General features: G+C 74.4%; 7 protein-coding genes. 1 reads left to right on the top strand and 6 read right to left on the bottom strand.

The features are described from left to right. The first annotated feature begins 93 nt into the window (after positions 1–93). The gene (locus tag ACFYNO_RS28880; protein WP_388018811.1) at positions 94–1,050 is read left to right on the top strand and encodes an NADP-dependent oxidoreductase; all 957 of its coding nucleotides are present in this window, start codon (positions 94–96) and stop codon (positions 1,048–1,050) included. 578 nt (positions 1,051–1,628) lie between these two features. Here the strand turns inward: ACFYNO_RS28880 and ACFYNO_RS28875 are convergent. The 6 genes from ACFYNO_RS28875 to ACFYNO_RS28850 are packed head-to-tail and all read right to left on the bottom strand — an operon-like array spanning position 1,629 to position 19,714. After that, complete coding sequence (locus ACFYNO_RS28875) at positions 1,629–5,378, bottom strand: amino acid adenylation domain-containing protein (RefSeq protein ID WP_388018808.1); 3,750 nt, start codon at positions 5,376–5,378, stop codon at positions 1,629–1,631. Continuing rightward, on the bottom strand, positions 5,375–12,256 hold the full coding sequence (locus ACFYNO_RS28870; RefSeq protein ID WP_388018805.1) for an amino acid adenylation domain-containing protein: 6,882 nt from the start codon (positions 12,254–12,256) through the stop codon (positions 5,375–5,377). Before ACFYNO_RS28870 ends, ACFYNO_RS28875 begins: the two co-directional genes overlap by 4 nt. 16 nt (positions 12,257–12,272) lie before the next feature. Then, positions 12,273–15,452: an amino acid adenylation domain-containing protein gene (locus ACFYNO_RS28865; RefSeq protein WP_388018802.1), complete on the bottom strand. Its 3,180-nt coding sequence runs from the start codon at positions 15,450–15,452 to the stop codon at positions 12,273–12,275. A gap of 25 nt (positions 15,453–15,477) precedes the next feature. Continuing rightward, positions 15,478–16,770 carry an MFS transporter gene (locus ACFYNO_RS28860; RefSeq protein WP_388018799.1) on the bottom strand — a complete coding sequence of 431 codons (1,293 nt, stop codon included), beginning with the start codon at positions 16,768–16,770 and terminating at the stop codon, positions 15,478–15,480. A gap of 20 nt (positions 16,771–16,790) precedes the next feature. Further along, positions 16,791–17,777: a TauD/TfdA family dioxygenase gene (locus tag ACFYNO_RS28855; RefSeq protein WP_388018796.1), complete on the bottom strand. Its 987-nt coding sequence runs from the start codon at positions 17,775–17,777 to the stop codon at positions 16,791–16,793. Beyond that, the gene (locus tag ACFYNO_RS28850; RefSeq protein WP_388018793.1) at positions 17,774–19,714 is read right to left on the bottom strand and encodes a RiPP maturation radical SAM C-methyltransferase; all 1,941 of its coding nucleotides are present in this window, start codon (positions 19,712–19,714) and stop codon (positions 17,774–17,776) included. The genes ACFYNO_RS28855 and ACFYNO_RS28850 overlap by 4 nt, the downstream gene beginning before the upstream one ends. Positions 19,715–19,851 lie beyond the last annotated feature (137 nt).

Raw genomic sequence — 19,851 nt, 5'->3', positions numbered from 1 at the left:
CGGCGAGTTTAGTGCCGCCGGGCGCCGGCGCCGAGGTGATGTCATCAGGTGACATCAGCGTGGTACGGTGATGTCACCTGATGACATCACTGCGTGGAGGTGTTCGCCATGACCACGATGAAGCGCATCCAGTACCACCGGTACGGCGGTCCCGAGGTGCTGCGGCTCGAGGACTTCCAGCCCAGGCGGCCCGGCCCAGGCGAGGTCCTCGTCCGGGTCCAGGCTGCGGCCGCGAACCCGATGGACTGGAAGATCCGCAGCGGCGAGCTGAAGATCATGACCGGTCGGCGGTTCCCGCGCGGTCTGGGGCACGACTTCGCGGGCGTCGTCGCAGCGGTCGGCGAGGGCGTCAGCCGACTCGGCGTCGGCGACGAAGTGCTCGGCGGGGCAAGCATGAAGGCGGCGGGGGCGTTCGCCGAGATGGTCGTCGCCGAGGAGGCCGCGGTGGTGCCGAAGCCGCCGGGCCTCTCCTGGGCGGAGGCCGCCGCGGTCCCCATCGTCGGGATCACCGCCTTCCAGGCCATGGTCGGCATGAGCAAGGTGCGCAGCGGGCAAGCCGTGTTCATCCACGGCTGCCTCGGCGGCGTCGGCCGCGCCGCCGCCCAGCTCGCACGGGCGAACGGCGCGGCGGTGTCCGGCAGTTGCCGCGACACCGCCGCACACGCGGCGCGCGAGCTCGGAATCGACCCGGTCGTGGGCTTCGACTTCGACGCGACGAGCCTCGCGCGGCGCTTCGACGTCGTGTTCGACACGGCCGGCACGCTGCCGATCGGCACCGCGAAGGCGATGCTCAGGCCGGGTGGTCGCATCATCGACATCAACCCCACGCCCGCGAAGTTCGTCCGGGCCACCCTGCCGGGACCGTTCCGGCTGCTGATCGGGAAGGCCGTCACGGCCGACCTCGACGCGGTCGCCCAGGCGGCCGGCGCGGGGGTCCTGCGACTGCCGATCGCCCGCACCGTGCCGCTCGACGGGGCGATCGCGGCGCTCACCGAGCTCGAACGCCACCGCACCCCCAAGGGCGGCAAGCTGGTCATCACGACCGGGTGAGCGTCGCCGTAGGCCGGGCCGGCCCCCTTGCTCGGGTCGGTTACGACCCGGCTTCGGGAAGCGAGTTCTGCCCGACCAGGCGGCGGCCCGCTTCGGCCGACTCCCGGACGGCGTCGAAGCCGTAGCCGCGCAGCTCCTCCTCGTACACGGCGACGGCCTCGGTGAATCGAGGCCGGGTCCTGACGGGAGACGATCTCGGCCAACCGGGGATACCAGCCCGGCAGGTGGGACAGTGCCAGGTCGCGCAGCCCGGCACCGCCCATGGCGAACAACTCCTCGTCGGAGCAGGCCAGTAGCTCGTGGCGGGAGCCGAAGACGCAGGCGAGGTAGTCACGGTCGCCGCTGAGCCTGATGTCGGGCGCCAGCCTGGCGGTCGCCTCCTCCTGCGGCTCGCGGTACCGGACCGGGGCGAATCCGAGGTAGCGCCGCTCCGGTCCGACGATTGTGGTCCACAGGCCGAGCAGCCCGAATCACCGCCTGGCGTCAACCCCGCGCCGCAGGCGCGGTTGCGGTGCCCGGCAGGGCCCCGGGTCGGGCCGGCGGCGTCCCCTGGGGGCGCCGCCGGCCCCGGCTGCCGGTCAGGCCGGCCCGTCCCCCAGGGCGGTCTCGATGATCCGCGCCACCTCCGCCGCCCCGGCCGGTCGCAGGACCGTCAAGTGGGCGCCGGGGACGAGGTGGTGCTCGGCCGGCTCGGCGACCCGGCGCCAGGTGGCCAGTGCGGCGGTGCGCAGGGCGGCGGGCTGTTCGGTGGCCTGGAGCAGCAGGATCGGTGACCGCGGCGGGCCGGTGGGCGGGCGGTAGGTGCGGGCGGCGTGGAGGTGGGTGCGGTTCAGGCGGAGGCGGTCGGTGAGGTCCCTGCGTTCCGGCTCGGGGAGGGCGGCGAGGACGGGACGGGGGCGGCCGGGGCCGGCGAGTTGGTCGAGGACGGCGGCGTCGGCCGACTCGTCGTCTTCGGCCGGTAGTTGCTCCGCCAGGTAGCTCTCCAGCAGGACCAGCAGGGCCGGCGGTTCGCCCTGCTGCTCCAGGCGGCGGGCCATCTCGAAGGCCACCAGCCCGCCCATCGACCAGCCGAGCAGCACGTACGGGCCGGCGGGGCGCGCGGGGCGGATCGCCGACAGGTAGTGCTCCGCCAGGGACTCGACCGACTGCTCCTGCGACAGCGGTGACTGGAGGGCGTAGACCGGCCGGTCCAGGCCGGGCAGGGCGGCGAGGTCGCGGAAGCCCGCCACCTCGCCGCCCGCCGGGTGGACGCAGAAGACCGGTGCCCGGGTGCCCTCGGTGCGCAGGGGCACCAACGAGCCCGTCGGCGCCGCCGCGTTGGCGCGGAGCAGGCGGGCGAGGTGGGCGACGGTGGCCGGTCCGGACTCGGCGCCGGCGGACGGTTCGGCGAAGAGCACGGAGACCGACAGTCCGGTGTCGAAGGCGGTGTTGAGCCGTGCGACCAGTTGCACCGCGAGCAGGGAGTGGCCGCCGAGGGCGAAGAAGTCGTCGAAGGCGCCGACCGGTTCGCCGCCGAGGAGGTCGCGGAAGGTGTCGGCGACCAGGCGTTCCGTCTCGTCGCGCGGCGCCACGCTCTCCCGTCCGGGTCCGGTCGCCCCGTCGGCGGGGGGCAGTGCGGCGGTGTCGAGCTTGCCGTTCGGGGTCAGCGGCAGGGCGTCCAGCAGGCGGTAGTGGGAGGGCACCAGCAGGGCCGGGAGCCGCGAGCCGAGGAAGCCGCGCAGGGCGTCGGGGGTGGTCAGCGGTCCGGGCTCCGCCACCAGGTAGGCGGCCAGCCGGTCGCCCTGCGGGGTCGGGCGCACCGCCGCGTCCCGGATCTCGGGGTGCTCCAGCAGGGCGGCCCTGATCTCCTCGGGCTCGATCCTGGTGCCGCGGATCTTCACCTGCTGGTCGGTGCGCCCCAGGTAGTGCAGCAGGCCGTCGGGGGCGAGGCAGACCAGGTCGCCGGTGCGGTAGAGCCGCTCCCCCGGCCGGCCGGGCGACGGGTCGGCGATGAACCGGGCGGAGGTCGGGCCGGGCTGGTCGAGGTAGCCGCGGGCGAGGGCGGGGCCGCCGACGTAGAGCTCGCCGGGCACGCCCACCGCGGCCGGACGGAGCCGTTCGTCGAGGACGTGCAGGGCGATGCCGTCGAGCGGGCGGCCGATCGGTACCGGGCCCTGGCCGTCCTCGGGGCCGACCTCGTGGACGCAGCAGCCCACGGCCGTCTCGGTCGGGCCGTACTCGTTGAAGACCCGGGTGGCCGGCAGCCACGCCCGCACGGCCTCGCCGGTGAGCGCTTCGCCGCCGACCACCAGGCAGTCCACCGCGTGGGCGGCGGATGCTCCGGTGCGGGCGTTGAGCAGTTGGAGATGGGACGGCGTCAGCTTCAGCACGCCGCCGCTCGGGCCGCTCTCCAGCCGGTCGGCCAGGGCCATCGGCTTGCGCCAGTCCGGGTCCAGCCGGACGGTGCGGCCGCTGATCAGCGGGAGGAAGAGGCTGGTCACGGTGAGGTCGAAGGCGATCGAGGAGTGCACCAGCGAATCGCCGGCCGGGTAGCGGTCGCGGGCCTGGAGCAGGTAGTGGCTCACCGCCCGGTGCGGCAGCAGCACGCCCTTGGGCGCGCCGGTGGAGCCGGAGGTGTACATCAGGTAGGCGAGTTGGTCGGGCCGCACCCGCACCGGGGGCGTGGCCGGCTCGGCCGGGGTGGGGCCGTCGAGATCGATGCGCAGCGACTGAACCTCCGCCGGCGCGAGCCCTTCGCCCCACGGGCCGCCCTCGGTCGCGGTCAGCAGCAGCCGGCAGTCGGCCCGGGTGAGCAGTTCGCCGGCGCGGCGGGCCGGCAGGTCCGGGTCCAGTGGGAGGTAGGCGCCTCCGGCCTTGAGCACCGCCAGCAGTGCCACCGGGAGTTCGGCCCGGTGCTCGATGGCCACGGCCACCCGGCTCTCCGGTCCCACGCCTAGGGAGCGCAGCAACCGGGCCCACCGGTCCGTGAGTTCATCGAGCCGCTGGTACGTCAGGTGGATGTCCCCGGCCGCCACCGCGACCGCCTGGGGGGTGGAGCGCGCCTGTCGCGCCACCAGTTCGTGCAGGCAGTGCCCGGCCGCCGTCCCGGGCGAGGCGGCGGCCTCGGCAACGGCCCCGGGGAGCACGATCGTTGCCAGTCCGGCAGCCGGCCGGCGCAGCAGCTCCGTCAGCAGGGCGGCGTACTGCTCGGCGAGGCAGTGCAGGTAGGCCTGGTCGAACTGGCCGTCCTGGGCCTGCCAGCGGGTCAGGATCCACCGGTCGCCGGCCTCGCAGTCGAGCTTAAGGGCGTGCCGGGCGGAGTCCGCGGCAGCCCACCGCACAGTGAACTCTGGATCACTAGAGAGCAGTTGAGCGACCTCCTGGTACTCGAAGCAGACGTCCCAGCTGTCCTGGGCGGGGCCGTCCGACGGGTCCCCGGCCTCGGCCTCGCCGAGGGCCCGCTCCGCCCGGGAGACCAGGGTCTCGAAGGGCAGCTCCGGCGTGGTCCGGGCGGCCACGGCGGCCCAGTGCGCGAAGTGGCCGATGCTGTCGGCGGTCTCCTCGAACTCCCGTCCGCTCAGTGCCGTTCCGACCACCACCTCGGACTGCCCGGTGACCCGTGCCAGCAGCGCCTGCCAGCCGGCCAGCAGCACGGCCTCCCGGCTCACCTCCCGGCGGTCGGCGAACTCGGCGACCGATTCCACGAGTTCGAGGGGCAGCACGGCCTCCGCCTGGCTGCGGACGGCGGCGCGATGGCGTCGGCGCAGCGCGAACGGCAGCTCGGCGGCCGGCGCCGGCTCGGCGACCGCCGCGGGCTGGTCGAGCATCTGGTGCTGCCACTCGGCGAACTGGCTGTACTGCAGCACCCCTTCGGTCAGCGGACGGCCCTGGTAGGCGGCGACCAGCTCGGCCGCCAGCAGCCGCAGCGCGCGGGTGTCGGCTGCCAAGGCGGGCAGGGTGAGCAGCAACTGCCAACGGGTGGAGGCAATTCGGCACAGCATCGCGCGCAGCACCGGCCCGTCCCCCGTACCGACGGGCCGGCCGCGCTGCTCCTCGGCCGCCGCGTCGACCTCCGGCTCGCGCCCGGTGAGGTCGAGGAACTCCCAGGCGGGGTCGACCTCGTCGACCACCTGCAGCACGGTGCGCACCCCCGGCGCCTGCCGGTAGCGGGTGCGCAGGGTCTCGTGCCGGCCCGCCACCCGCAGCAGCGCCCCGCGCAGCCGGGGTTCGTCCAGGCCGCCGTCGATCTCCAGCAGCAGCTGCGCCCTGCCCGGCAGGCCGGCTTCCGCCAGCCGCCAGAGCCGCTGCTGCTGCCGCGAGAGCCGGAAGCCGGCCACCTGCCCGGTCACTGGAACCTCACCATCCCGCCCATCGCCACCAGCAGTTCGCGCTCTCCCTGGAACGGGTTGCGGGCGTGCGCGACCAGGATGTTGTCCAGCAGCAGCACATCGCCGCGCTGCCAGTCGAACGCGACCTCCAGCTCCTGGTAGACCGCGCAGATCGCGGCCATCGCCTCGTCGGGGATCGCCGTGCCGTCGCCGAAGCTGCAGCCGCGCGGCAGTCCGTCCGGGCCGACGGCGGCGAGCAGCGAGGCCCGCACGGCGGGGCTCAGACAGGCGGGGTGCCAGTGCTGGGCCTGGTTGAACCAGACGGTCTCGCCGGTGCGGGGGTGCCGCAGCACGGCCGGGCGCACCGCGGTGGTGCGCAGCAGCTCGCCCTGCCAGCTGGCCTCCAGCCCTTCCGCCCGGCAGCGGGCCTCCACCTCGGCGCGGCTGTCGGTCCGGAACACCGCCCGCCAGTCGAGCCCCAGGCCACCGCCGTAGGTCCGCTCGTAGCGCACCCCCTTTGCCGTGAACTCCTCGCGCAGCGCCGGGTCCAGACGCCGGTGGACGGCCCGGCTGTCGACCACCGGCGTCTGGCCGCCCTGGTCGGCCGGGCGGGCGCAGCAGAACAGGATGCGCAGCGGTCCGTCGGCGTTGAAGGAGTTCTCGTTGTGCCAGAGCAGCTTCTCCTCCGGCGGGAAGAAGACCGGGGTGTAGACGTGGTTGCCCACGGCGGCGCGCGGGTGTTCGCCGTTGTCGCCGTAGAGTTCGCCGACGAAGACCTTGGCCAGCCGCTCCAGGGCCTCGGGTCCGGTGATGTCGAAGCCCCGGAACAGCAGGGCGCCGGCCCGGTCCAGGTCCGCCTCCAGCTCCGCCCGGTGGGCGGCCGCCCAGGCGACCGGGTCGGCGTCGGCCTGCCGGGCGCGCAGGACCACGGGCAGCGCGGAGCCGTCGGGCAGGGTCTCCCGGGCCACGGCGTCCTCGGTGGTGAGGGTGATCCTGGTGGGGGTGATGGAGCGCAGCGCCCCCGGCCCGGTGCGCTTGGCGCCGCGCCCGGCGGAACGGCGCTCGGAACGGCCTTCGGAGCGCGCGGGGACGGGCAGCACGGCTGCGCCGATCGGCTGGTCCGGGCCGTCGGCCATCGCGGCCACCAGGGCCGGGTACTGCTCGGCGATCTCCGCCATGGTGGCGTGCTCGAACAGCTCGGAGTCGTAGTTGAGGTGGCCGGCGATACCGTCCTGGTCCTGCGTCAGCACCACGGTGAGGTCGAACCGGCTGGAGTCGATGAGGTCCACCTCGTACGGACGGACCGTCAGACCGGGGAACCCGGCCTCCTCCCGGCCGGCGTTGTTGAGCACGAACTTGATCTGGAACAGCGGGCTCTGGTTGCGGCTGCGGGCGGGGGCGACGGCCTTCACCACCTCCTCGAACGGGAGCTCCTGGTGGGCGTAGGCGTCCAGCGCGGTCTGCTTGGCGCGGCGCAGCAGTTCGCGCCAGGTCGGTTCGCCGCGCAGGTCGGTCCGGAGCACCACCTGGTTGACGAAGAAGCCGATCAGCGGCTCGGTCCGGGGATCGCTGCGGTTGGCGCTGTCGGTGCCGACCGCCAGGTCGGTCTCCCCGGTGCGGCGGTTGACCAGCCCGTAGAGCGCGCTCAGCAGGGCCATGAAGAGGGTGCTCTCCTCGGACCGGCAGAGGGCCTGCAGGGCCTCGGTGGTGGCGGCCGGGATCCGGAACTCCAGGCTGCGGCCGCGGTGCGCCGGGGTGGCCGGGCGCGGGTGGTCCAGGGGCAGGCCGGGCAGGTCCGCCACGCCGCGCAGCCGTTCGCGCCAGTGGTCGACCTGCTCCTGGTGCCGGCCGGCCTCGGCCAGGGCCCGCTCCCAGATCGCGTAGTCCGGGTACTGCACGGGGAGTTCGGGCAGCGTGTGGGGCCGGCCGGCCCGGGCCGCCGCGTACAGTTCGGCGAGTTCCCGCCGCAGCACCCCGGCCGACCAGCCGTCGATGAGGACGTGGTGGGTGGTGAGCAGCAGGATGTGCTCGGCCGCGTCCAGCCGGACCAGTGCGCAGCGCAGCACGGGCCCGGTGCCGAGGTCGAACGGCGCGCCGTACTGCACCCGGGCCAGCCGTTCGGCGGCGGCTTCGCGCTGCTCGGCCGGCAGCGCGGTGAGGTCGTGCAGCGGCAGGTCGACGGGGGCGGCCGGCAGCACGGTCTGGAAGGCCTGCCCGTCCTCGGCGGTGAGGACGGTGCGCAGGCCCTCGTGCCTGGCCACCAGTGCGGAGAGTGCGGTGGCCAGTGCGGCGGAGTCCAGTGCGCCGCTCATCCGCAGGAAGACCGGGAAGTTGTACTGGGCCGTGTCCGGGTCGAGTTGGTGGAGGAACCAGAGCCGTTCCTGGGCGAAGGAGGCCCGCACCGGGCCGGTCCGCGCCACCGGGGCCAGCACGGGGAGGGCCGGGGCCGCCTGCTCGCCGAGCAGTCCGTCGACCAGCGCGGAGAGCGCCCGCAGGGTGGCGAAGTCGAACGGCGCGCGCACCGGCACCTCGACGCCGAACTCCTCGCGCAGCCGGAAGACCAGCCGGAAGGTGAGCAGCGAGTGGCCGCCGAGGTCGAAGAAGTCGTCCTCGGGCCGGATGCCGTCGCGGCCGAGCAGTTGGGTCCAGATCGCGGCGATCCGCTGCTCGGTGGCGGTCAGTTCGGCCGGTGTGTCGTCGGCCTTGGCCGGTTCGCCGGCCACCGCCAGCAGTTCGGCCAGCGCGGCCCGGTCCACCTTGCCGTTGGTGTTGACGGGGATCCGCTGCAGCACCTCCCAGTGGGCCGGGCGCAGCGGGGCGGGCAGCCGTTCGCGCAGCCGCTCCTCGATGCCGGGCAGTGCGGCGAGCGCGGCCGGGCGCCAGAGCGGCCGGTTGGCGCGGGCCGTGAGCGGCAGGGCCGGGGCGGTGGGTCGCGGCGCGGCGGCCGGGGCGCTGCCGGTGCGGCGCAGCAGCACGTCGAAGGCGCCGTCGGGGTGGCCCTGGGACCAGCTGAGTTCGACCTCGTAGGGGTGCCGGTCGGCCAGCTGCCACCAGGCCTCGGGGGCGGGGGCGGCGGTCGGGGCCGGGGTGCTGCCGCGCAGCCGGGCGAGCAGCGCGCTGTCCTCGCCGAGGCGGGAGTTGGGCACCCGGCGGACCAGCAGCCGGTCCGGGCGTTCGGCGCGCAGCAGGTCCTCCAGGGCCGGGAGGTCGTGGCCCGCCTCCGGCCAGTCGGCGGCCGGCTCCGGCTCGTCGAGCGTGATCACCACGTCGTAGCGGTAGCGGATCAGCTCGTTGTCGGCGGTGCCGCGCTTGGGCAGCACCCGGACCGAGCCGATCCGCGGCAGCAGCTCGCCGAGGTCGGCGAACAGCCTTGGCTCCAGGCAGAGTTCCTCCTCCGCCTCGATCCGCCGCCGGATCTCGGCCCGCAGCTCGGCGTCGGAGCCGCCCGCGGCGGCCCGCGCGGCGGCCACGGCGGCGTGGAAGGCCTCCAGCAGCGCCAGGCTGCGCAGGTCGCCGAGGAAGATCCGGCCGCCCGGCTCCAGCGCCGCCACCGCCTGCCGAAGCACCGTCAGCAGGTAGTCCAGGGAGGGGAAGTACTGGGCCACCGAGTTCAGCACCACGGTGTCGTAGCGCTCCCCCGGCCGGACCGCCCGGTGGGCGGGGGCGGCGCGCAGCTCGACGGACTCGGCCGCGACCCCGGCCAGTTCACCGGCCGCCAGCCGGGCGCCGAGCCGTTCGACGGCCCGCGGCGAGAGGTCGACGCCGTGGTAGCACTCGCAGTGCGGGGCGACGCCGGCCAGGATCATGCCGCTGCCGCTGCCGATCTCCAGCACCCGGCTCGGGCGCAGCGCGCGGATCCGCGCGACGGTGCCGTCCAGCCATTCGCGCATCTCGGCGGCGGGGATCGGCTCGCCGGTGAAGCTGCTGCCCCAGCCCACCAGGTCGAAGGCCGCGTCCTCGGCCCGCGCCGCGTTCCCGTAGGTGTCGTCGTAGAGGTCCTGCCAGCGGTTCACCCAGTCCTGGTCGGTGCCGGGCGCCACCCGCGGGGTGACGAAGGCGGCCAGGCGCTCGTCCCCCGGGGTGCGGGTGTCCACCAGGACGGCGGCCTGCTCGACCTCCGGGTCCTCGGTGAGGACGGCCGCGAGCTCGGCGGGCTCCACCCGGTGGCCGCGGATCTTCACCTGGTCGTCGAGCCGGCCCAGGTACTCCAGGCTGCCGTCGGCGAGGCGGCGCGCCCGGTCGCCGGTGCGGTAGAGCCGGCCGCCGGGCTCCGGGCCGAACGGGTCGGGGACGAACCGCTGTGCCGTCAGCGACGGCTGCCGCCAGTAGCCGTGGCAGACGCCGGCGCCGCCGACGTAGAGCTCGCCGGGTGCGCCGGGCGGCACCGGCCGCAGCCGCCCGTCCAGGACGTACAGCCGGACGTTGTCGATCGGCAGGCCGATCGGCACCCGGCCGAAGCCGCCGGCCGGGTGCTCGCTGAGGTGGGCCGCGCAGGCGACGGCGGTCTCGGTGGGCCCGTACTCGTTGAAGATCCGCACCGGGGTGCCGCGCCAGGGCGTGAGCAGTTCCTCTCGCAGGTCCTCGCCGCCCACCACCAGGGTGCGGGCCCACCCGGGGTCCGGGGCGCCGTCCGCGAGCAGCCGCAGGTGGGACGGGGTGAGCTTGACGAAGCCGTGGTCGGCGGCGGTTCGGGCGCCGGCGTCCAGTGCCTCGCCGGCCGTGCCGGTCTCGGCGAGGAAGACCAGCCGCCGGCCGGCCAGCAGCGGGGCGAACAGGCTGGTGACGGTGAGGTCGAAGGAGAGCGAGGAGTACACCGGCACGCCGCCGTCCGGGGCGGGGCCCTCGAAGTAGCTGTCGGCGGCCCAGAGCAGGTAGTTGGCGACCTGACGGTGCGACAGCATGGCGCCCTTGGGCCGGCCGGTGGAGCCCGAGGTGTACATCAGGTACATCAGGTCGTCGGCGCCGCCGGTCGCGCCCGGCGGCTGCTCGGCCTCGGCCTCGGTCCGCACGTCGGTTTGCAGCAGAGGCAGTCCGGTGTCCACCGAGCCGGCCAGCTCGGGCGTGCTGACCAGCAGGACGGCCCCGCTGTCGCGCAGCATGTACGCGAGTCGGGCGCGCGGGTAGTCGGGGTCCAGGGCGAGGTAGGTCGCGCCGGCCTTGAGGATGCCGAGCAGGGCGACGACCGCCTGCGGCGCGCGGGGCAGCAGCACGGCCACCACGGAGCCGCGGTGGACGCCGCGTTCGGTGAGGCGGTGGGCCAGGCCGTTGGCCAGGCGGTCGAGCCGGCCGTAGCCGATCTCCTCGCCGCCGGGCCCGGTGACGGCGATCGCCTCGGGGGCGGCGGCGGCCCGGGCGGCGATCAGCCGCTCCACCCGCGGGTCGGCGGGCCGCTCGGCCCGGGTCCGGTTGCGGTCGTGCAGTTCGGCGGCGGCCTCGGCCTCGCCCAGCAGCGGCAGGCTGCCCAGCGGGGTGGCCGGGTCGGCGGCCGCGGCGGCGAGCAGCACCTGGAGCGCGGCGGTGAGCCGCCGGGCGGTGGCCGCGTCGAACAGGTCCTCGGCGTGGATCAGCCGGCACCGCAGCCCCTCGGCGGTCTCCCAGATGTTGAGGTCGAGGTCGAAGCGGGCGCTGTCGTGGTCGAGTTCGTCCAGTGCGGTGAGGGTCAGGCCGGGCATCGCGCGCGGCGGTTCGGGGGTGTTGTGGAGGGTCAGGTTGACCTGGTAGATCGGGTTGCGGCCGGTGCGGCGGTCCGGGTTGATCCGTTGGGCGATCAGGTCCAGCGGCACGTCCTGGTGCTCGTAGGCGGCCAGGCAGGTGTCGCGCACCTCGGCCAGGAAGGCGGCGAACGGCAGTTCGGGGCGGACCTGGGAGCGCAGCGGGACCGAGTTGGCGAAGAAGCCCACCACCTGCTGGAAGCCGCTGTAGCGCCGGTTGGCGACCGGGGTGCCGACCACCACGTCCGGCTGGCCGCCGAACCGGGCGAGCACGGTCTGGAAGCCGGCCAGCAGCACCATGAAGAGGGTGGCTCCGCTGCCGCCGGCGAGCCGGACCAGCTGCTCGCGCACCGGGGACGGGACGGTGAACTCGGTGGAGCCGGCCCGGCTGCCCGGCCGCTCCGGGCGGGGGCGGTCCGCGGGCAGCGGCATCGGGTCCGGGGCGCCCGCCAACGCGCGTTCCCAGTAGTCGAGCTGCCGGGCGGCCTCGGGGCCTTCGGCCCAGTCCTGCTGCCAGCGGGCGTACTCGGCGTACTGCACGGTGAGTTCCGGCAGTTCGGGCGCGGCACCGGTGAGCCGGGCCCGGTAGCACTCGGCGAGTTCGCGGCGGAACAGGGTCAGCGACCAGCCGTCGATCACCGCGTGGTGGAAGGTGAGCAGCAGGATCGCGTCCCGGTCGCCGAGTTCGAGCAGCCGGAACCGCAGCAGCGGTCCGCGGGCCAGGTCGAACGGCAGCTCGGCGTCGGCCCGGACCAGCCGTTCCGCGGCCGCGAGCGGGTCCGCCCGGCCCCTCAGGTCCTCGGTCCGCAGGGCGAGATGGCGGTGCGGCAGGACGTGCTGCACGGTGGCGCCGGCCACCGTGGGCAGCACCGAGCGCAGCGCCGGGTGGCGCAGCAGGAGGTCGTTGAGCGCGCCCTCCAGCGCGGCCCGGTCCAGCTCGCCGGTCAGCCGCCAGGCGGCCGGGCTGTTGTAGGCGCTGGCGTCGGGGTCGAGCTGGTGCAGGAAGGCCATCCGGCGCTGGGTGAAGGAGGCCGGGGCGCGGCCCTGGCCGTCCAGGGCGGGCAGTCCGGTGGCGGCCCCGCGGGCCCAGAACCGCTCGCGCAGCGAGGCGCGTTGGGCTGCCGGGAGCCGGTCGATCCGGCGGAACAGCTCGTCGGCGGTGGCTTCGGTCGGTTCGATCGCGGTCATCGGTCGGTCCCCCTCGTCACTCGGCCCGGCCCGGCTCGGCCAGCCGCTCCAGCTCGGCTATCAGGTCGTCCAGTTCACCGTTCTCGGCGGTGTCGGCGGCCGGTGCGGCCCGGGCCAGCTCGGCGGCCAGCGCGGCGATGGTGGGCCGCTCGAAGAGCGTGCGCAGCGGCAGTTCGACCCCCATCCGCTCGCGGACGGCGGTGCGCACCGAGGAGGCCAGCAGTGAGTGGCCGCCGATCAGATAGAAGTTGTCGTGCACTCCGAAGTCCTCGACCTCGAGGAGTTCGTGCCAGATCTCCCAGAGCCGGCGTTCCGGCTCGGTGCGCGGCGGCTCCGCGCGGTCGGCGTCCGTCCCGGGATCGGCGCCGATCGCCGGCAGCGCCTTGACGTCGGTCTTGCCGCTCGCCGTGGTGGGCAGCGCGGCCAGGAAGACCAGGTGGTTGGGGATCAGGTGGCCCGGCAGCCGGCGGCACAGCGCGTCGATCAGCTCGGCCTTGTCGGGCAGCGGGCCGGGCTGCGGCACCAGGTAGGCGGCGAGCCGGCGGTCGCCGCCTACCTCGACCGCACGGACCACGCACTCGCGCACCTGCGGCAGCGCGGTCAGCGCCGCCTCGATCTCGCCGGGCTCGATCCGGTAGCCCCGGATCTTCACCTGCTGGTCCGCCCGGCCGATGAACTCCATTGCGCCGTCCGACCGGTAACGGACCAGGTCGCCGGTGCGGTACATCCGGGCCCCGGGCCGCTCGGCGTACGGGTCCGGGCCGAAGCGCTCGGCGGTCAGGCCCGGCCGCCCGAGGTAGCCGCGGGCCAACCCGGCGCCGCCGACGTGGAGTTCACCGACCGCGCCGATCGGCACCGGCCGCAGCTCGGGGTCGAGCACCCGCAGCGCGGTATTCCCGATGGCGAGGCCGATCGGCACCGACGGGGCGTCCGGCGCCAGCCCTTCGACCAGGTGGGTGGTGGAGAAGGTGGTGTTCTCACTGGGCCCGTAGCCGTTCCGCAGCCGCCGCGGCGGGGCGCCGCCGGCCAGCACCCGCCTGGTCCGTCCGGGGTCCATCACCTCGCCGACCACCAGGAGTTCACCGAGGTGGCGGAAGGCGCGCGGGTCGATGTCGGCCACCCGGTTGAAGAGCGTGCCGGTGAGCGACAGCACGGTGGGCCGGAACGCCTCCAGTGCGGCGATCACCTCCTCGGGGCCGAGCGGTTCGTCACCGGGCAGCACCGCGGCCCGGGCGCCGTTGCAGAGCGCTCCCCAGACCTCGAAGGCGGTGATGTCGAAGGCCGGGTCGCCCAGGTGCAGCATCACGTCCCCGGGGCGGATCGCCACGTAGTCGGTCTCGGTGATCAGCCGGACCACCGCCCGGTGCGGCACCCCGACTCCCTTGGGGCGGCCGGTGGAACCCGAGGTGTACACCACGCAGGCGAGCGAGTCGGGGTGGCTGCGGGCCGGTCCGGGATCGGCGGGCAGCCGCTCGGTGTCGGCCAGCCGGATCACCGGCACGCCGTCGCCGACCAGCCAGGTCGGCGGCTCCTCCCTGGCGAGCAGCGCGCCGATCCGCACGTCGCCCGCCATGAAGGCCAGCCGCTCCCGCGGGTAGCCCGGGTCGAGCACCAGGTGGGCCCCGCCGGCCTTGAGGACGCCGAGCATGGCGCAGACCAGGTCCACCGAGCGCTCCAGGTGGAGGCCCACCGGGGTGTCCGGGGCGAGGCCGGTGGCGCGCAGCGCGGCGGCGATCCGGTTGGCGCGCCGGTCGAGTTCGCCGTAGGTCCAGCTGCCGCGGCGGTCGACCAGCGCCACCGCCCCCGGGTCGCGGGCCGCCTGGGCGGCGAACAGCCCGTCGATGGTGGCCGGTGGGGGCAGCGGGCGGGCGGTGGCGCTCCACTGCTCCAGCCGGGCGAGGTCGCCGGCGGAGAGCAGCAGCGGCTCGGTGATCGGGCGGTCCGGCTGCCCGGCGAGCCCTTCCAGCAGCAACTGCCATGCTGTCAGGAGGCATTCGGCGGTCTCCGGCTGCCACAGGTCGGCGGCGTGGCGCAGCCGGAGCAGCAGGCCTGCCGGGCCCTCGTCGGTGGCGGTGCCGAACAGGTCGTAGGGCAGGCCCGGTGGGGCGAGCTCCAGCGGACGGAACGTCACGGAGCCGATGGTGCGGCCCGCCCAGGGCGCGGCGGCGGTGGTGAACACCGCCTGGCAGAGCGGGTGGCGGCCCTGGTCCAGGGTGCCGTCGGAGTCGACCAGCCGGGCGAACGGGACGCCCGGGTGGCGCTCGAGCTCGAGTTCGGCGGCGCGGAGCCGCCGGACCGCCTCGCGCAGCGAGGGCCGCTTGGAGAGGTCCGTCCGCAGCACCGCCAGGTCCTGGTACGGGCCGAAGGCCGACGGCTGCGGGCGGCGGTCGACCGGGGTGCCGAGCAGCACCTCCTGCTGCCGCGTGTACCGGGCGAGCACGGCGGCGAAGCCGGCGGCCAGCACGGTGGCGAGCGGGCACTCTTCGCCGTCGGCCAGCTCGCGCAGCCGTTCCGCCGCCCCGGGGCCGATCCGGACGGCGTGCTCGGCGCTGCGCCGGGAGGGCTTGGCCGGGCGGCGGCGGTCGGTCGGCAGGTCGAGCTGCGGCGGCTCGGCCAGCCGCGCGCGCCAGTGGTCGAGCGCGGCCGGGGAGGGTTCGGCCTCGTGGTAGGCGGGGGCTGCGGCAGGCAGCGGGCGGCCCGCGTAGTGGTCGAGGAGTTCGTCCCGCAGTACGGCGAGCGAGGCCTGATCCGCGATCAGGCGGTGGGCGAGGAGCAGCAGCACCTGCTGGCCGTCGCCGCTGCCCTCACCGATCAGCAGTGCCCGCAGCAGCGGTGCCCCGGTGAGAGCGAACGGCTGCGCCAGCTCCTTCGCCAGCACCTCTTCGACCGCCGCCGCGGCGGCCTCGCGCCGCAGCAGCCGGCAGCTCCGGGTCACCGCCCGGGATCGCGGCCCGGAAGCCGTGGCGGCTCCGGCGGCCCCGGCGGCTCCGTCGGCTCCAGCGGCTCCGGCGTCCTCGGTGAATGCGGTGCCGAGCAGGTCGTGGCGGTCCGCGGCGGCGTCCAGCGCGCGGGCCAGGCGGTCCGCGTCCAGCGGCCCGTCGACGGCGGTGGCCAGCGCGACGAGGTGGGCCGGGTCGCCGGGGGTCAGGTGTTCCAGGTACCAGAGCCGTTCCTGGCTCGGGGACAGCGGCAGCACGGACCTCTCCTGTTCGTGGGAGGAATCAGCCCCGCGGCCCCGCCGCGGGATCGGCTTCCGGGATCGGGGCGGACGGGGCGAAGGTGCGTTCCGGGGTGCGCTGCCGGATCGGCGTGAACAGCGCGGCGCAGACCAGCACCAGGAAGACCGCGGCCACCCCGAGCAGCGGGCGGCGGGCGCCGAAGCGGCCCACCAGGGCGGTGAGGACGAAGGCGCCGATCGGGGCGAGGCTGCTGTGGACCGTCCAGAAGGCGGAGGTGACCCGGCCGAGCAGCGCGTCCGGGGTGACCTCCTGGCGCAGCGACATCGAGCAGATGCCGGCCAGCGCCATGCCGAAGGAGTAGAGGAAGCCCGCCGTGGCCGCCAGCGCCACCCGCCCGGTGAGGGCCAGCAGCAGGACCGCTCCCGAGCACAGTCCGTAGGAGGCGAGCCAGCACGGTCCGAAGCCCCAGCGCCGGCGCAGCCTGGCGGTGGCCACCGCCGCCACGCAGGTGCCCAGGCCGGACAGGGCCAGCACGTAGCCGACGGTGCGCTCGCCGGCGGCCAGGCCGTGGCGGACCTGGTAGATGAGGACGTCGGTCATGCCGAGGGTGCAGAAGGTCGCCACCGTCAGCAGCACGGTGAGCGAGCGCAGCACCGGGCTGCGCCAGAGGAAGCCGAAGCCGGCCCGGAAGTCGGCCGCCAGTGCGCGCCGGCCGATCGCCCCGCCGGCGGCCGGGCCGGTGGCGACGGGCCCGGTGGCGGGGCGCAGGCGGATCGCGGCGAGTCCGAGCAGCGAGACGCCGAAGCTGCCGGCGTTGATGGCGATCGCGGCGGTGGGGCCGAGCAGTCCGGCCACCACCCCGGCGAGCGCCGGGCCGGCGATGTAGGCCAGTGCGTTGGTGCCCTCCAGCCTGCTGTTGGCCTCGGTGATCTGATCGGCGTCGACCAGGTTGGCCACCACCGTGACGTAGGTGATCTTGAACAGCATCTCGAACACCGAGGCCAGCGCCATCACCACGTAGAGCAGCCAGACCTGCGGGCCGAACACCCAGCAGGCCGGGATCGCGCCGTACAGCACCAGCCGGGCCAGGTCGCAGACCATCAGCAGCCGGCGGCGGTCGAACCGGTCGGCGAAGGTGCCGCCGACCAGCCCGGTCAGGATCGTGCCGACCCCGGCGACGCCGGTGAGCAGGCCCATCTGCGCAGCCGACCCGGTGACGTGCAGCACCAGCAGCGGGAGCGCCACCAGGGAGAAGGCGTTGCCGAGTTCGGAGAGCGCCTGGACCGCCCAGAACACGTTGAACTCACGGTTGGAACGCAGTGCGCGGGCGGCCATGGGATGGACGGCTCTCCGGGTCAGAGGTCGGTGGGCTCGGTAGGGTCCGTGGATTCGGCCAGGCCCGTGGATTCGGCCAGGTCCGTGGGCTCCGCCATGGCGACGGCGATCCGCCGGGGGCCGGTGAACGGCTCCCGGCCGTGCGAGACCAGCATGTTGTCGATCACCAGCACGTCGTCGGCCCGGTAGTCGAAGCGGGTGGCGGCCTTGCGGTAGCAGCCGCGCAGGTGCTCCAGGACGTCCTCGGGGATCGCGCCGCCGTCGCCGTAGTAGGTCTGGCTGGGCAGGTTCTCCTCGCCGAACATCTCCAGAAGCCCCAGCCTGGCGCTCTGCGGCAGCGTGCTGACGTGGAAGACGGTGGCGTGGTTGAACCACACCGGCTCCCCGGTCACCGGATGGCGGTGCACGGCCCGGCGCCGGGCCCGGGTGCGCAGCCGGTCGCCCGGCAGCCACTCGGTCTCGATGCCGCCGCGTCCGCACTGCCGCTCGACCTCGGCCGGGTCGTCGGTGTTGAACGCCTCCCGCCAGGAGAGGCCCAGCTCCGCCAGGTAGTTGCGGACGACCAGCCAGCCGCGCCGCTCGAACTCCGCGCGGACCGCGGGGTCGATCGCGGCCAGCACCTCGCGGGTGTCGGCCAGCGGGGTGGCGCCCTGGGCGGTCGGCGGGCTGACGCAGTGGAAGTACAGGGTCAGCGGCCAACGGGCCTGGTAGGAGTTCTCGTTGTGCAGGAAGATCTCCTCTCCGGCCGGGTAGTCGGTGGAGGTGTAGACGTTCCCCCGGATCACGCTGCGCGGTGACGACCGCTCGGTGTAGGCCAGCGGCTCGCCCGACAGTTCCCGGACGATCCCCTCGAAGCCTTCGGCGCCGCCCACCGCGAACCCGCGCAGCAGCAGCGCCCCGCGCGAGCGCAACGCCTCGCGCAGTGCGGTGCGGTGGGCGCGGACGTGGTCGGCCGCCGGACCGCCGTCGCCGGTCACCAGCAGCGGCAGCAGCAGGTCGGCGCTCATCGGCCGCCTCCCAACAGCGGCAGCAACCGCCTTCCGCCGGCGGCCGGTTCGCTCTGCCCGGCGGCCTCCTCCGGCTCCTCGTCCGGCTCCGCCCCGGTCAGCACCAGGCTCATCACCCGGCCGTCCTCCTCGAACAGGAAGCGCAGCTCGGTCAGTCGGGCCAGCCGCTGCCGCAGGTCGTCGGCGCCGCCGGGCCACTGCGCGGCCAGCTGCTCGACCTTCGCGGGCGAGCTGAGCCGGCGCAGCAACTGCACGCTCTCGCGGTCGACTGGGACGACGACGGGCTCACCGCCGGCCCGCGAGTCCAGCACCCGCGGGCCGTCCGGCCCGTCCTCGGCCAGCCGCAACTGCGGGCGGCTGGCGCCCTGCTCGTACCAGGCCTCGCGCCAACCGGCCACCAGCGAGCTCAGCTGGTCATGCCATTCGATCGCGTCGAGCATGTACGGCGCGATGTTGTGGTCGGCGAAGAAGTAGGCGAGCTCCGCGAGGTCGGCCTGCTCGAAGGGGTAGGTCAGCGCGTAGTAGTCCACCGGGTGCAGATCCAGGCCGTACTCCTCGCGCTGCTTGAAGTACGGGCTGAACCGGTCGAACCGCACCATGTAGACACCGTGCGGCGGGATCAGGTGGCGCAGGTCGGCGAGCTCCCGGGCGTACTTGCGGTACACCTCCGGGTCCTCGCCGGGGAAGCCGATCAGCAGATTCCACTCCGGTTGGATCCCGAACTCGTCGCAGCTCTTGAGGAACTGGAGGTTCTGGAAGGCCGTGGTCCCCTTGCCCATCAGCTTGAGGGTGGAGCTGGCCAGCGCCTCCACGCCGGGCTGCACGATGGTCACCCCCGCGGCGACCATCGCCTTCATGTCCCGCTGGCTGAGCGGCAGTTTCACCTCGTAGAAGATCGACACCCCGGGCGGCGGGCTCAACCGGGGGAAGACCTCGCGGGCGTAGTTGCGGGGCATCACATTGTCGGTGCAGAACAGCTTGGTGTACTCGGGGGCGTAGCCGAACAGCCAGTTGAACTGGTCGACGGCGTGCTCCGGCGACATCGCGCGGTAGGCCATGCTCTCGCCGTTGAGCCCGCAGAAGGTGCAGTGCGACCGCTGGCCCCACCAACAGCCGCGCGAGGTCTCGAAGAAGAGCATCGGCTCGCTGCTGCCGGTGGCCCGCAGCTCCCCGTGCTCCGACAGCGCCTGGAAGAAGCTCTGGTAGTCCGGCCGGCAGATGTCGTCGAGCTCGCGATCGGCCCCGATCGCCTGCCGGTAGCGCGGCTGACCGCAGTTGCGCCGGGTGATGATCCCGGGCACGGCGTCCGCCCGGCCCGGGTCCCCGTCCAGCAGGCACCGCAGGAACTCCCGGAAGGTGCCCAGCGCCGGCCCGGAGAACACGTAGTCGACGGCCGGCACCCGCTCGGCGATCACGGCCCCCATCGGCGCCTCGCAGTTGGCACCGCCGAGCACGGTGATGGTCTCCGCCCGCCGCTCCTTGATCAGCTGCGCCAGCGCGAGACTCGGCACGTGCTGCGCGAACATCGAGCTGAAGCCCACCACATCGGCCTCGGCGAGCCCGTAGCGGTCGATCAGCTCCAGGCAGAACTGCCGCAGTTCCTGGCGCCGTTCGATGATCTGGCCCCGGAACGACTCCCAGCGCTCACCCCGGTAGTAGCGCCGGAAGTACTCGGCGGTGGTGTCCGGCGCCCCCGGGAAGGCGAGCTCCCGGAACAGCCAGTCGCCGATGCCGGTGTCAACGTGGTCATGGCTGACCGAGAGGGACTCGTAGAGCGCAGCGCCGAAGAACTCGGCGAAATCCTGGTTGAGGTAGCAGACTCGTGGCTCGACTTCGCCGTCGAAGGTCTGGCGGACCATGGTGGACAGTTGTGCCAGTGCGAATGACGGTCGGTTCCAGTCGGCAAAGGGCATGTTGACGAACGCGACGCTCAGCATGGTGACCCTTTCACGTGAAACGTGAGGCGCCTCAAGCTTCATGGGTCTGGGTGGTTCGTAGCAACAGCACAATCAGACATTTGATCGTGGGCGGTCAGGATGCCCCTGCCTGCGTCACCGGGCAGGGCATGGCGGCG

Source organism: Kitasatospora sp. NPDC006697 (assembly GCF_042869935.1).
Lineage (GTDB): Bacteria > Actinomycetota > Actinomycetes > Streptomycetales > Streptomycetaceae > Kitasatospora.
This window is presented reverse-complemented; position numbering and strand designations above follow the sequence as displayed.